Origin of the sequence: Aridibaculum aurantiacum (assembly GCF_017355875.1) — a bacterium.
Lineage (GTDB): Bacteria > Bacteroidota > Bacteroidia > Chitinophagales > Chitinophagaceae > Segetibacter > Segetibacter aurantiacus.
The window spans coordinates 2,350,575-2,364,311 of the sequence record NZ_JAFEWC010000001.1 but is presented as its reverse complement, the minus strand read 5'-3'; the positions used below and the strand labels follow the sequence as shown (position 1 = coordinate 2,364,311).

Annotated in this window: 14 protein-coding genes; 9 read left to right on the top strand and 5 right to left on the bottom strand. The window is 42.0% G+C overall.

Annotation, left to right across the window (positions count from 1 at the left end):
• Positions 1-23 precede the first annotated feature (23 nt).
• The 3 genes from pfkA (at position 24) to J4N22_RS09890 (ending at position 5,053) form a co-directional block, all read left to right on the top strand.
• Entirely contained in the window at positions 24-1,007 is a 984-nt protein-coding gene (gene pfkA, locus J4N22_RS09900) for a 6-phosphofructokinase (protein WP_207493836.1), read from the top strand.
• A 38-nt stretch (positions 1,008-1,045) separates the two neighbouring features.
• Positions 1,046-2,620, top strand: a complete 1,575-nt coding sequence (gene pyk / locus J4N22_RS09895) for a pyruvate kinase (RefSeq protein ID WP_242692116.1) — start codon at positions 1,046-1,048, stop codon at positions 2,618-2,620.
• A gap of 108 nt (positions 2,621-2,728) precedes the next feature.
• Positions 2,729-5,053, top strand: coding sequence for a glycoside hydrolase family 20 protein (locus J4N22_RS09890; RefSeq protein ID WP_207493835.1), 2,325 nt, complete (start codon positions 2,729-2,731; stop codon positions 5,051-5,053).
• Between the two features lie 10 nt (positions 5,054-5,063).
• Here the strand turns inward: J4N22_RS09890 and J4N22_RS09885 are convergent, their stop codons facing one another.
• The gene (locus tag J4N22_RS09885) at positions 5,064-5,519 is read right to left on the bottom strand and encodes an FKBP-type peptidyl-prolyl cis-trans isomerase (protein ID WP_207493834.1); all 456 of its coding nucleotides are present in this window, start codon (positions 5,517-5,519) and stop codon (positions 5,064-5,066) included.
• A 15-nt stretch (positions 5,520-5,534) separates the two neighbouring features.
• Entirely contained in the window at positions 5,535-5,888 is a 354-nt protein-coding gene (locus tag J4N22_RS09880; protein WP_207493833.1) for a hypothetical protein, read from the bottom strand.
• 126 nt (positions 5,889-6,014) lie between these two features.
• On the opposite strand from J4N22_RS09880, the gene J4N22_RS09875 reads away from it, so the two are divergent.
• The gene (locus J4N22_RS09875; protein WP_207493832.1) at positions 6,015-6,893 is read left to right on the top strand and encodes a hypothetical protein; all 879 of its coding nucleotides are present in this window, start codon (positions 6,015-6,017) and stop codon (positions 6,891-6,893) included.
• Positions 6,894-6,912: 19 nt separating this feature from the next.
• On the top strand, positions 6,913-7,596 hold the full coding sequence (locus tag J4N22_RS09870) for a lysoplasmalogenase (protein ID WP_207493831.1): 684 nt from the start codon (positions 6,913-6,915) through the stop codon (positions 7,594-7,596).
• A gap of 133 nt (positions 7,597-7,729) precedes the next feature.
• Here the strand turns inward: J4N22_RS09870 and groL are convergent, their stop codons facing one another.
• Together groL and J4N22_RS09860 are read right to left on the bottom strand one after the other, a co-directional pair.
• Positions 7,730-9,373 (bottom strand): chaperonin GroEL, encoded by a 1,644-nt coding sequence (gene groL, locus J4N22_RS09865; protein ID WP_207493830.1) that lies wholly within the window; start codon positions 9,371-9,373, stop codon positions 7,730-7,732.
• Positions 9,374-9,458: 85 nt separating this feature from the next.
• The gene (locus tag J4N22_RS09860) at positions 9,459-9,740 is read right to left on the bottom strand and encodes a co-chaperone GroES (protein WP_207493829.1); all 282 of its coding nucleotides are present in this window, start codon (positions 9,738-9,740) and stop codon (positions 9,459-9,461) included.
• Positions 9,741-10,086: 346 nt separating this feature from the next.
• On the opposite strand from J4N22_RS09860, the gene nusB reads away from it, so the two are divergent.
• From nusB to coaE, 4 genes are all read left to right on the top strand, one after another.
• Positions 10,087-11,016 carry a transcription antitermination factor NusB gene (gene nusB / locus J4N22_RS09855; RefSeq protein WP_207493828.1) on the top strand — a complete coding sequence of 310 codons (930 nt, stop codon included), beginning with the start codon at positions 10,087-10,089 and terminating at the stop codon, positions 11,014-11,016.
• A 32-nt stretch (positions 11,017-11,048) separates the two neighbouring features.
• Positions 11,049-11,522 (top strand): DUF1573 domain-containing protein, encoded by a 474-nt coding sequence (locus tag J4N22_RS09850; protein ID WP_207493827.1) that lies wholly within the window; start codon positions 11,049-11,051, stop codon positions 11,520-11,522.
• Positions 11,523-11,570: 48 nt separating this feature from the next.
• Positions 11,571-11,915, top strand: coding sequence for a preprotein translocase subunit YajC (yajC, locus tag J4N22_RS09845; RefSeq protein ID WP_207493826.1), 345 nt, complete (start codon positions 11,571-11,573; stop codon positions 11,913-11,915).
• An 84-nt stretch (positions 11,916-11,999) separates the two neighbouring features.
• Entirely contained in the window at positions 12,000-12,605 is a 606-nt protein-coding gene (coaE, locus tag J4N22_RS09840; RefSeq protein ID WP_207493825.1) for a dephospho-CoA kinase, read from the top strand.
• Positions 12,606-12,666: 61 nt separating this feature from the next.
• On the opposite strand, the gene fbaA is transcribed toward coaE, so the two are convergent.
• Entirely contained in the window at positions 12,667-13,734 is a 1,068-nt protein-coding gene (gene fbaA / locus J4N22_RS09835) for a class II fructose-bisphosphate aldolase (protein WP_207493824.1), read from the bottom strand.
• Between the last annotated feature and the right edge of the window lie 3 nt (positions 13,735-13,737).

The following is a 13,737-nucleotide window of genomic DNA, read 5'->3' as shown; positions in this document are numbered from 1 at the left end:
ACATGCAATCCACTTAAATAGTAATGGCTACAAAAGTTACAAAAATAGGAGTACTAACCTCGGGAGGTGATAGCCCGGGAATGAATGCCGCTATAAGGGCAGTAGTGCGTACAGGTATATATCATGGAATGGAGGTTTTTGGTGTAATGCGTGGTTACAGTGGCATGATAGATGACGATATTGTAAAAATGGAAAGCCGCAGCGTGGCCAATATTATCCAGCGTGGTGGAACTATTTTGAAGTGTGCACGCAGCAAACAATTTCTTACGCCGGAAGGCAGGCAGATTGCCTATGAAAACCTGAAGAAAAGAGGCATCAATGGCTTGGTGATCATTGGCGGCGACGGAAGTTTCAGGGGTGCTCAAAAATTCAGCAACGAGTTCGATATTCCTTGTATAGGTTTACCGGGTACCATTGATAAAGATATTGCCGGAAGTGATTTTACCATAGGCTTTGATACAGCGGTGAATACAGCTGTAGATGCCATTGATAAAATACGTGATACAGCCGATGCGCACGACCGACTTTTTATAGTAGAAGTAATGGGACGCGATGCAGGTTATATTGCCTTGCATAGTGGTATTGCCACCGGTGCTGAAAACATCTTGATTCCTGAGACCAAGACCGATATTGAAGAATTGATCGACTCGCTGGGCGAAAAGGAAAAGCGGAAAAAGTTGGTGAACCTGGTGGTAGTGGCCGAAGGGGATGATTTTGGCGGAGGGAATGAAGTAGCTAAGATTATCAAAGAAAGGATGCCTACTACTGATACCAGGTTGTGTATACTTGGTCATATTCAGCGTGGGGGCTCTCCTACCTGTCTAGACCGCTTGATAGCAAGCCGTATGGGCTATCACGCAGTAGAGTCACTGATAGAAGGACGTCATAATGTGATGGTAGGAATTTTGAATAACAGGATGAATTATATTCCGCTCGATTTTGCTGTAAAAGCGAAGCAACGTATCAGCAAAGAGTGGATGAAGATTGTAAAGATACTGGCCAGTTAGGCTAAAATATAGATGTATAACATCGATAAATACAAATCATGGAAAACAGTAACCATGGGGAAGCATTGGTTGAAGTAGATAACAATACTAATCAAATAATAAAACCCCTTAAGAACGAAAAAACAATGTCAAAAAATCTTTCGAAGTACTTGCACAAGCACATGGATCGCCAGGCAGGACTTGATCACATAATACATAGAACTAAGATAGTAGCTACAGTAGGTCCGGCATGCGATACGTACGATAAACTACTGGAACTGGTAAAAGCAGGCGTAAACGTTTTCAGGCTGAATTTTTCTCACGGCAGCCACGAAGACAAAGCCAAGATCATTGAACACATCCGTAACATCAATTCCACTCAACCATACAACATTGCCATCCTGGGTGACCTTCAAGGGCCAAAGCTTCGTGTGGGTGAAATAGAGAACAATGCGCTTACCGTTGTTCCGGGTGACATCCTGACCTTCACCAACGAAAAATGCGTTGGTACTTTGGAAAGGATCTATGTGTCTTATCCAAACCTTGCCGGTGACGTGAAAGTGGGCAACACCATCTTGATTGATGATGGTAAGCTGGAGGTTGTTGTTGTAGACATTCTTCGTAATGGAGATGTGAAGGTTGAAGTAACTATGGGTGGTGTTTTATCTTCAAAGAAAGGTATCAACCTGCCTGATACAAAGATCTCTCTTCCTGCACTTACCGAAAAAGACCTGGTAGACCTTGAGTTTATCATTGAGCAAAAAATTGACTGGGTAGCGCTATCATTTGTGCGCAATGTAAAAGACATTGTTATCCTGCGCAGTAAGCTAGACGAGAAAAAGAGTAAGACAAAGATCATTGCTAAAATAGAAAAGCCTGAGGCAGTTGCAAATATCCGTGACATCGTAATTGAGAGTGACGGTATCATGATAGCACGTGGCGATCTTGGTGTAGAGATCCCGGTTGAAAAAGTACCGATGATCCAGAAAGATATCATCAGGAAATGTCTTCACAGGGCGAAGCCAGTGATTGTAGCTACACAGATGATGGAGAGTATGATAGAGCGTACCAAACCAAATCGTAGTGAAATAACTGACGTAGCAAACGCGGTTTTAGAAGGTGCCGATGCAGTGATGCTAAGCGGTGAAACGGCTACTGGTAATCACCCTGCACTGGTGGTACAAACCATGTGCAAGATCATTATGGAAGTAGAGAAGGAATACCGCTATGATCGTGAAGAAGATCTCAAACCACAAGCACACTCTCCTTCTTTCTTGAGCGATGCCATTTGCTACAACGCTTGTAAAATAGCACGCGATGTGAATGCTGATGCCGTGATTGGTATGACCCAAAGTGGTTACACTGGCTTTATGCTTAGCAGCTACAGGCCTAAAGCTCCTTTGTATATATTCTCTAAAGAAAGAACTTTGATCAACCAGTTGAGCTTGAGCTGGGGCGTAAGAGCTTTCTATTATGCTGAAGAAGAAAGTCTTGATGAAATCATTGAAGACCAGATTGAGATACTTAGAGAACGTGGTTTCCTGAAGAAAGGTGATGTAGTAATCAATACAGGTAGTACTCCAGTACAACTACACTTACCAACCAACGTTTTGAAGATCACAAAAGTTGATTAGTAGATTTTTTCAAATATGCTGAGCCCAATCGAATGATTGGGCTTTTTTATTGCACGTCAATTAACAACACCTGCAGCTGCATCATTTATATTTACTAAAACATCGACCTTGTACATCATTAGATATTTCTTCTTCCTATTCCTTGTATTGATCTACGGTAGTGCCAGTAGCCAGGCTATCATCCCTGCTCCTGTTGAGCAAACGATACAGCAAGGAAAGTTCTTGATGACTGAAAGAACACAGATTGTTGTAACAAGCGATCAGCTACAAGTCACCGCAGCTTTTTTAAATCAGCATTTGAAAAAATATCATGGACTGCAACTGCCGGTTGTAAAGAAGAAATCTTTTCCTTCGGCGGGTAATATCACGCTCTCTGTTTCAGATTCCATAACACCAAATAAAGAAGCTTACCAGTTATTGGTAAACCAGAACCAGATTACAATAACAGGCAATTCAGCAGCAGGAGTTTTTTATGGAATGCAATCGCTGCTACAGTTGTTGCCTGCAAGCAGATCATCTTCTATTGCAGTTCCTGCAGTGTCGATCAATGATCATCCACGTTTCAGCTACCGCGGTATGCACCTCGATGTTGCCCGTCATTTCTTTCCTGTGGATTACATCAAGCGCTATATTGACTTCCTGGCTTTGCATAAGCTAAACACATTTCATTGGCACCTTACTGATGACCAGGGCTGGCGGATAGAAATAAAGAAATACCCAAAGCTTACAAGCATTGGTGGCTATAGAAATGGAACCATCATTGGCCGTTATCCTGGTAAGGGAAACGATAGCATACGCTATGGAGGCTTCTATACGCAACAGGAAATAAAGGAAGTGGTGAAATATGCTGCAGATCGATTTATAACAGTTATACCTGAAATAGAAATGCCCGGTCATGCATCGGCTGCAATAGCAGCGTATCCTCATCTAAGCTGCTTTCCAAATGAGCCTACTACCCCACCCTTTCAAACTGCATGGAACGGATCATTTAAAGGAAAGCAGGTACCACAGGCGTGGGGCATTTTCCCAGATGTTTTTTGCGCCGGTAAGGAAAGCACATTTAGTTTCTTGCAAGATGTAGTAGACGAGGTGATGGTGCTGTTCCCGTCTGCATATATACATATAGGTGGCGATGAAAATGATAAGAATCAATGGAAACGTTGTCCTGCATGCCAGGCACGTATAAAGCGCTTGAAGCTGAAAGATGAGAAACAACTGCAAGCATATTTTGTACAGCGGATGGAGCGCTACATCAATAGCAAAGGGCGAAAAATAATTGGCTGGAATGAAATACTGGAAGGTGGACTGGCTCCCAATGCTACCGTAATGAGCTGGCAGGGCGAACGTGGAGGTATAGAGGCAGCCAAACAACAGCACGATGTGATCATGGTGCCTGAAAATTACTTGTACTTCAATTGGTCGCAGACAAGGAATGAGGATTTTGTGTCCTTTGGCCGGTATACACCTCTAGAAAAAGTATATGCTTATGACCCAGTACCCAAAGCATTGAACAGTGCTCAAGCTAAATATATCTGGGGTGGCCAAGGTGCTTTATGGACTGAATACATAAAGAACACGTCGATTCTTGAGTACAATCTGTTTCCTCGATTAGCAGCACTAAGTGAAATATTATGGAGTTCTACCAATAACTGGAAAGACTTCCAGGACCGTTTGCCGCATCAATTGAAACGGTATGATCACTGGGGCATTAACTATAGCCGTGCTTATTATGAAATACAAGACTCCGTATTACCAGGTAATGATCATGCTGTTTTGCGATGGAAACTTTCAGCATCGCAGCCAGGAAGTTTTTCCATTGATGTTTTTGATAATAAAAAGCAGCGTGTGAATGCTATGAATACTGCCGGTGCAACAGAAGTGCTAATTGCAAAACCTGGTGAATACACAGCAGTGCTGAAACCTGATGTGGGCGCTTCTCTTACCCGCAGCTTCAGTATCAATAAAGCTACAGGCAAACGTATCCAGTTAAAAGAAGCTGCTTCCTCTACTTATCCTGGTAATGGCGGTGCCTTTGGTTTGATCAATGGAATTAAGGCGAAAATGTTCAACTCGCTGGAGTGGCAAGGCTGGAGCGGAAAAGATATGGAAGCAACCATTGACTTATTGCAGGCCGAAACGCTAAGCAAAGTGGTGGTAAACGTTTGGCGACAGGAACCAAGTTGGTTTTATTTACCTGTAGCTATACAAGTGTCCACTTCGCCAAATGGAAACACCTGGACGACAATAACCATCACTAACAAGGATAAACAGTGGAATGTGCAGGATGACAGAACCATAACAATAGAACTGCCTGCTTCCACTACTGCCCGCTTTGTAAAAGTGATAGCAAGGAACTATGGTAAAATTCCTGCAGGAAGACCTGGAGCTGGCAGAAATGCATGGCTTTTTGTAGACGAGATCGAGATACATTGATCGCGTACAACTACCTTACATCTATCAGGTTTATCTCGTAGTACAAAATGGAATTAGGAGGAATATTTCCATACATGGTGCAGCCATAAGCATAAGCTGAAGGAATGATCAACCGTATGGTGCCGCCTTTTTGAATGAGCTGTAAACCCACCTGCCAACCTTCTATGAACTTATGCAGGTAGTTTCTTATCCTGGTATTTTGATCGAAAACAGTTCCATCCAAAAATTTTCCTACATAACCTACAGTAATCTCGGAGTTAATAGTGGGTGTAGCTCCCGATCCGTAAGACATTATCTGGTAATGAATACCGCTGCTGTGTTTTATTGGCACGATGCCATTGCTTGTAGCAAATGCATTGATCCGTGTTTCTTCGGCAGTAGGTGCAACAGGCGTACAGGCTTTATCTTCTTTTATACAGCCTGAGAGGAACAATAGTAAAAAACTAAAAGCTAGTGTTTTAAACATCTATCTAAAATGTTTTTAAGCTTGACTATCAGACGCTTCATGTTGCTGCATAGCCTTCGTAAATTTATTTTGCTTATGTGTCAGTTCATTGTATCGCTGCTCGTTCAAATCCCATTTATGCCGCTTATAAAACACGCTGCAAAATAAAGCAATGATGATGACAGCAACCAACAGGACAATAGGAGTAGATTGGCTGTTTGCTACCATATTTGCCCTTGTATACCAGCCTGTAGCAAAATTTAAGATGATGCCAACTCCCATTAGCAAACCAATAGGAAGACCGAAACTTAGCTGTTTAAAAAGGCTCTTTTCCTTTACCCGGTTAGCCTCCCAATATGCCATGAACTTTTCCTCTTCTGCACTTAACATTGTGCAAAGGTAACAACAAAAAAGCCCTACATTGCAATGCTTCATATTGATGAAGTAGTATATAAACTGCAGCAGTGGTGCTCAGTTTTTTTGCATTAATTTGCCACCATAACAAACCATACGCTTGTGAAATTTGATGACCTGCTGGCCCAGTATCTGTACGACACGAAAACCCTTAACCTGCAAGGCATTGGCACCTTTACATTAGAAGGAAAAGTAAGTATCCCTTACGAACAGGATAAAGACATCTACTACCCTATTGAAGGTTTACATTTTACACACAATACCAAAGTTCCGTTGGATGATGAGCTGGTAGCATTCCTGGTAAAAAAGCTGGGAAAGATACAGCCACTTGTACGTAGCGATCTTGAATCGTATTTGAGCAATGTCAAGCAGTTCATCAACCTTGGAAAACCATATACTATTGAAGGTGTAGGAACTTTGCACATCAACAATAGCGGCACGTACGAATTTACACCCGGTAATTTTCTTCCTGTAAAAGAAGAATTGAACCCATGGCGTGAGAACCCGGATCATAACTACCCGCAAAAGGATAAGAATTCTTCTGCGGGCAAAGTATTCCTGATGGTATTGATCGTACTGGCTTCACTTGCTGCACTTGCCGGAATGGGATGGGGCGTATATACATTGGTAGTAAATAATAAACCTACTGAACAGCGTATGCCGCCACCGGTTGATTCGCTTGTTACTGAAAGTCCGGTAGTGGATACTAATAGTGCTGCTGCTGTAGCAGAAACACCTACGTCTGACACAACGGCTTATAAAATGATATTCGAGGTTACGAGGCTCCGTTCAAGAGCAGTGAACAGGACAGCACAGCTTCAAACTTTGAACATAAAAGCTCAATACGATAGCCTTGGTTCAGCCGATGCTAAGCAATATCGTATTTATGTTACCAAACGTTTAATGCCTTCCGATACAACGAGAGTGAGGGATTCGATATCGAGGTTTTTCCTGAGGAAGGTTTTTGTAGAGAAACAATAACCTACATATACCCTACACCATGAAGTTCTTTACCAGGTATGGCTCAGCAATATTCTGGATGCTAGCTCTTGCTGATATTGCGCTTATCATAGCCGAATTAGAAACTTACCGCGTATTTACGAAGCCTTTGCTGGTACCCATACTTATGGTTACCATTTTTGCAAGGACTGGTTTTGACAAGCACAAAACGAGTAAGATCATATTAGCTGCTGCACTTGCGCTTGCTACAGCTGGTGATATATTGCTGTTAGGTTCTGCCAATCAAAATCTTTTCCTGGCTGGATTGGTAAGCTTTCTTCTAATGCAGTTGTTGTACTCGGTTTACTTCCTGCGGATAAAGCCATTCAGGTGGAGACATCTTGTATCAATAAGCGCTAGCTTCTTACTGATTGCATTTGTAGCCGCCACTCTTACCTACCTGTTATGGAATGCATTGGGAGATTACAGGGTTCCTTTGATAATCTATTCCTTTTTCCTTGCCCTGATGTTTACAACTGCTGTAAACGTATATCACTACAGGATATCCAAAAGCCTGGCGCTAAAGGCATTTATACCTGGTGCTGCTTTATTCGTTCTATCAGATCTTATACTGGCAGCCAATATGTTTTATTTCAAAGAGGCATTTGTAGGAATAGCAATTATGGCAACCTATTGTGGTGCACAATTCTATTTAGCTCGCGGATTTGTAAAACATTTGAGGTAGAGCTGTAACTGGCTTGCTCAAGTTGTCATCTTCATTTGATCTCATTGTTAAATAGAAAAACCCGTTAGAAGTTCTAACGGGTTTTCTTTTATCATTAGGTGTAAAGGTATTATCTACCTCTACGTGTGTTGGATTAATAATCCATTCCACCCATACCGCCTGGCATTCCACCTGGCATACCTGCACCGGCAGACTTAGGCTCTGGTTTGTCAGCAACTACACATTCAGTAGTCAACAACATACCAGCGATAGAAGCAGCATTTTCAAGAGCAACGCGGCTTACTTTAGTTGGGTCGATAACACCTGCAGCAAGCAAGTTTTCGTAAACTTCAGTACGAGCATTGAAACCAAAATCAGCTTTACCTTCTTTGATCTTCTGTACCACGATAGAACCTTCGATACCGCTGTTTACAACGATCTGGCGAATTGGCTCTTCAATAGCACGCTTAACGATCTGGATACCTGTGGTCTCATCTTCGTTTGCACCTTTCAGGTTCTCTAAAGATTCAATAGCACGTACATAAGCAACACCACCACCAGGTACGATACCTTCTTCAACAGCAGCACGTGTAGCGTGTAATGCGTCGTCTACGCGATCTTTCTTTTCCTTCATTTCTACTTCGGTAGCAGCACCTACATAAAGAACTGCAACACCACCGCTCAACTTAGCAAGACGCTCTTGTAGTTTTTCGCGATCGTAGTCAGAAGTTGTATTTTCGATCTGAGATTTGATCTGGTTAACACGAGCAGTAATGGCTTCTTTCTCACCTTTACCACCTACGATGGTTGTGTTATCCTTATTGATAGTGATGCTGTCAGCTTGACCAAGATAAGTCAGGTCAGCATTATCTAATTTGTAACCTTGCTCTTCGCTGATAACGATACCTTTTGTAAGAATAGCGATATCCTGTAGCATTTCTTTACGACGGTCACCAAAGCCTGGCGCTTTTACAGCAGCAACTTTTAGTGTACCACGCAGTTTGTTTACCACCAGTGTAGCCAGTGCTTCACCTTCCAGGTCTTCAGAAATGATAACCAATGGACGACCACTTTGAGCTACTTTCTCCAAAATGTGAAGGATGTCCTTCATTGCAGAGATCTTCTTATCGTAGATAAGGATGAATGGGTTCTGCAATTCAGCTTCCATTTTTTCGCTGTTAGTAACGAAATATGGGCTAATGTAACCACGATCGAATTGCATACCTTCTACTACATCTACAGTAGTATCAGTTCCTTTTGCTTCTTCTACAGTGATAACACCTTCTTTACCTACTTTCTGCATTGCTTCAGCTATCAGCTTACCGATAGTCTCGTCGCTGTTAGCAGAGATAGTAGCAACTTGCTCAATCTTGTTGCTATCGCTACCAACTTGCTGGCTTTGAGAACGCAGGTTTTCAACTACAGCTGCAACAGCTTTGTCAATACCACGCTTCAGGTCCATTGGGTTAGCACCAGCAGCTACGTTTTTCAAACCTTCGCCAATGATAGCTTGTGCCAATACAGTAGCAGTAGTAGTACCATCACCTGCAATGTCAGCAGTCTTAGATGCTACTTCTTTCACCATTTGTGCACCCATGTTCTCGATAGCATCTTCCAGTTCAATTTCTTTAGCAACGGTAACACCGTCTTTAGTAACTGAAGGAGCACCGAATTTCTTCTCGATAACCACGTTACGACCTTTAGGTCCAAGGGTCACCTTCACAGCGTTGGCAAGAGTGTCAACACCTTTTTTCATTTTATTTCTTGCTTCAATGTCGAAGAAGATTTGCTTAGCCATAGTATTTTTCAATTAAAAATTAAAAATGTAAAATTAAAAAGTAAGAAATGTTGAGGCTTTTACATTTTGCCTTTTACATTTTGCATTAAACGATCGCGAGGATATCGCTCTCTCTCATGATCAGGTAATCACCACCTTCTACCTGGATCTCTGTACCGGCGTATTTACCGTACAATACTGTGTCACCTGCTTTTACTGTCACTGGCTCGTCCTTTTTACCTGGACCGGCAGCAACTACCACACCTCTTTGAGGTTTTTCCTTAGCAGTGTCTGGGATGATGATACCACCAGCAGTTTTTTCTTCAGCCGCAGCGGGCTTCACTATCACCCTGTCGTGCAGAGGGGTAACTTTTAAATTCTCAGCCATACTTCTTTATTTTTTGTTTTAGTAAAAGAATTGGTTTTGTCACCCTATAGAACGATTTCTGTGCCACTTGTTAAAAAAAGTCAATTTTTCAGAAACTGGCAGGTAATTGCCGCATCCTGTTGAATGTTTGTCAGCAGTGTCATCTTTTCAAGTTTTTTAAAACAAGAGCAGGTGACAAAGTTTCAGCGGCTTCAAATGATGCATCCATCTCTTTATTAGCTCAGAAAAAGAACGTACAAGTATAGTTAAAGCCCTCTCCCACCCTTTGCAATCCGTTAAAACACTAAAGTGGTCGCCCCATTATTCCCTATCTTCGCCGCCAAATAAAAAAAAGCTCTTTAGGAACATGATCAGTAGAAGAAATATCAGGGTAAAGGTGATGCAAACACTATATACCCTGAATACAGTGGATGGGGAAATAAAAAATATGGATCCGGTGAAACTATTACAAAAACAACTGGATTCATCAAGACAACTTTTCATTTACTTACTATATACGCTTACTGAAGTGGCTCGCTATGCCGAGACTGATTCATTGAAACGCGCTTCTAAAAACCTGCCTTCTGCCCAGGATCTGAATGTGAACACCAAGTTGTCAGGCAACGAATACCTGTGGAAGATATTGGAAAGTGCTTCATTTCAAAAGGCTGTAGAGAGCGAGAAGCCACACCTGGTGGAGGATAGCAAAACGCAGGTTAAGAACATCTACAATCAACTGGTTGAGACACCGGAATATAAAGAATACATCAGCACACAGTCAAGGGAGAAGAAATCTGAGAAGGACATCTTCGTTTTTATATTTACCAATATGATGCTGCCAAACGAGGATTATATCAGCCACGTTGAAGAGCATTTTACAAATTGGGACGACGATGCAGAAATGATGGAGCAGCTTATGCTGAATTACCTGCAAAAGCCCGGCAGCTATAACCTGCAGGAAATGGTTGGCGAGGAAAAGTGGTTGTTTGCCAAGAACCTGCTTGCCACCAGCCGCGAAAAAAGAGAATATGCTTTAGAACTCATCAAGCCTAAGCTCAAAAATTGGGACGCAGAGCGTATCGCCGTACTGGATATGATCTTGATGGAGATGGGCGTATGCGAGTTGTTGTATTTTGAAACCATTCCAACCAAGGTGACAATCAATGAATACATAGACCTGGCAAAAGCTTATAGCACACCGCAGAGCGGCCAATTTATAAATGGTATTCTTGATAACATCCACAAAGACCTGATGTCTCAGAATAAGATCCACAAGGTGAATTTCAAGAACAAATAGTAGTAGCTATTTTTGCCACCAAAATATTTTACATGAAATATATCATAGGATTGTACCTGCTATTTTGTGTTGCTTCGTGCCAGCAAAATGAACAAGCAACAAATACGAGTAACGATGAGAATTTAGTGGAGAACCCACAGAAAAAGATGAATGATACCACGAACTACACGTTCATTCAATGGATCGATTCAGTGCATAACCTGGGGGTGCTGACAAAAGGAGAAAAGGCTGACATCAATTACCGCTTCAGGAATGCAGGTGATAAACCTTTATTCATCATTTCAGCAACGCCTGGTTGTGGATGTACTGTGGCTGATTATCCTAAAGAGGCCATAGCGCCTGGTGAAGAGGCTGTTATAAAAGCAGGTTATGATACAGAAAACCAACATGTAGGTGCGTTTCATAAAAGCATTTCTGTGGTTACCAATACAAAAGGTAATATGAACCATACGCTGGTGTTTTCTGGTGAAATAATCACCAAAGAGAACGAACAGCAGAAACATTAGTAAGATCACTATCCTGATAAAAGTTTTTATTTTTTAAATCAAGTTTCAATGAACCAACTATCTATTTTTTTAGCTGCCGGTGGAGGAAAAGGTGGCGAGATGCAATTGTTGATGATGGGTGCCATCATTCTTGTTTTCTGGTTATTCATGATCCGTCCTCAAGCTAAGAAAGCTAAGCAACAAAAGCAGTTTATCAACGATATGAAGAAAGGCGACCGTGTAGTTACCATTGCTGGTATACATGGCACCATCAACAAAATAAATGATGATGGTACACTTGAGCTTCAAACAAGCCCAGGTAGCTACCTGAAGATTGAAAGATCTGCCATTAGCCTTGAATGGAGCCAGCAGATCAATAAAGCAGCAGCTACTACTGTTACTCCTACTAAATAGTCAACCATCTCTTTACTTATTTCCGAAACTTGAATAAGAAGTATCTTGTTCGGGTTTCGGATTTTTTTATTTCTAATAATCATTATGCTAAAGATTGGCCTTACCGGTGGAATTGGAAGTGGTAAAACTGCCGTAGCTAAAATTTTTGAAGTCCTGGGCATACCAGTATTTTATGCTGATGCACAGGCAAAAGAAATAATGACAAAGGATAAAGCACTGGTAGCTGCTATAACAGGAGAATTTGGTGCAGAGGTGTATACCGATGGAGTGCTAAACCGCCCATACCTAGCGAATGTAGTTTTCAATGATCCATTTAAACTGGAGAAGTTAAATGCCATAGTTCATCCTGCTACTATACGTGCTGCAGATGCATGGATGGCTGAGCAAAAGGCTCCCTATGTTATAAAAGAAGCCGCTTTACTTTTTGAAGCAGGTTCGGCGGGACATTTAGATTTGATAATCGGGGTGTATGCTCCCCAACACCTGCGGATGAAACGGGTTATGGATCGTGATGGTGTGACACGCGATGAAGTGATAGCCCGTATGAACAGGCAAATACAGGAAACGGTAAAAATGAGGCTATGCGATCATGTAGTAGTAAACGATGAACAGCAACTGGTGATACCACAGGTACTGGCACTACACAAGCAGTTCTTACAACTAGCAATAGAAAGAAAAGGTGATGGTTAGCTAAACCAATTTCTATAAAAGAAAACGAGAATGGGCATTTACCCATTCTCGTTTTTTGTAATTAGCTATTGCGGTTGATGCAGTTCAAGTCTTCAAAAGCAACTTCCAAACGTTTGATGAAGTTCTCTTCGCCTTTGCGCAACCAAACACGCGGATCGTAATATTTCTTGTTTGGCTTGTCGTCTCCTTCAGGGTTACCTAATTGAGCTTGCAGGTAAGCTTCGCTCTTTTTGTAATTGTTCAGCACACCTTCCCAGAACGACCACTGCAGATCCGTATCAATATTCATCTTAATAGCACCATATCCTATTGCTTCGCGTATCTGGTGCTGTGGCGAGCCACTTCCACCATGGAATACAAAGAACACAGGCTTATCGCCGGTTGCATATTTTTCTTTTATGAAGTCCTGGCTATTCTTTAAGATCTCAGGGCGCAGCTCCACATTACCCGGGCTGTATACACCATGCACATTACCAAAAGCAGCTGCTACGGTAAACAGGTCACCCACCTGGCGCAGGTGCTCAAATGCATAAGCCACATCTTCAGGCTGTGTATACAATTTCGAATTTTCAACATCACTGTTGTCTACACCGTCTTCTTCACCACCTGTTACGCCAAGTTCTATTTCTATACCCATGCCCAATGGCTGCATGCGCTTGTAAAACTGAACGGATGTTTCAATGTTCTCTTCTACTGTTTCTTCGGACAGGTCGAGCATGTGCGAGCTAAACAAAGGCTGACCTTTTTCTTTATAGAATTGTTCGCCAGCATCTATTAATCCGCTAACCCATGGAAGCCACTTTTTAGCAGCATGGTCAGTATGCAATACAACAGGCACGCCGTAGTATTTTGCTACATTATGTACATGCAAAGCACCTGATATGGCACCAGAGATATTTCCTTGTAACTGGTCGTTCGGCATTCCTTTACCGGCTATAAACTGGGCTCCACTATTGGAAAACTGAATGATGACAGGTGAATTGACTTTTGCAGCCGCTTCTAATGTTGCATTGATCGTGTTGGTACCAATGGTATTAACTGCAGGCAAGGCAAATTCATTTTGTTTTGCCGATTGCAGCAGGTCTGCTAATTCTTCTCCGAATAGAACTCCTGGTTTGTACTTAGCCATAAA

Excerpts from the sequence above, each read along its gene's own strand:
- J4N22_RS09860 (WP_207493829.1), bottom strand. The coding sequence starts at position 9,740 with ATGGCTGAGAATTTAAAAGTTACCCCTCTGCACGACAGGGTGATAGTG.
- groL (WP_207493830.1), bottom strand. The coding sequence starts at position 9,373 with ATGGCTAAGCAAATCTTCTTCGACATTGAAGCAAGAAATAAAATGAAA.
- pyk (WP_242692116.1), top strand. The coding sequence starts at position 1,046 with ATGGAAAACAGTAACCATGGGGAAGCATTGGTTGAAGTAGATAACAAT.
- fbaA (WP_207493824.1), bottom strand. The coding sequence starts at position 13,734 with ATGGCTAAGTACAAACCAGGAGTTCTATTCGGAGAAGAATTAGCAGAC.
- coaE (WP_207493825.1), top strand. The coding sequence starts at position 12,000 with ATGCTAAAGATTGGCCTTACCGGTGGAATTGGAAGTGGTAAAACTGCC.
- pfkA (WP_207493836.1), top strand. The coding sequence starts at position 24 with ATGGCTACAAAAGTTACAAAAATAGGAGTACTAACCTCGGGAGGTGAT.
- J4N22_RS09885 (WP_207493834.1), bottom strand. The coding sequence starts at position 5,519 with ATGTTTAAAACACTAGCTTTTAGTTTTTTACTATTGTTCCTCTCAGGC.
- nusB (WP_207493828.1), top strand. The coding sequence starts at position 10,087 with ATGATCAGTAGAAGAAATATCAGGGTAAAGGTGATGCAAACACTATAT.
- J4N22_RS09850 (WP_207493827.1), top strand. The coding sequence starts at position 11,049 with ATGAAATATATCATAGGATTGTACCTGCTATTTTGTGTTGCTTCGTGC.
- J4N22_RS09870 (WP_207493831.1), top strand. The coding sequence starts at position 6,913 with ATGAAGTTCTTTACCAGGTATGGCTCAGCAATATTCTGGATGCTAGCT.
- J4N22_RS09880 (WP_207493833.1), bottom strand. The coding sequence starts at position 5,888 with ATGTTAAGTGCAGAAGAGGAAAAGTTCATGGCATATTGGGAGGCTAAC.
- yajC (WP_207493826.1), top strand. The coding sequence starts at position 11,571 with ATGAACCAACTATCTATTTTTTTAGCTGCCGGTGGAGGAAAAGGTGGC.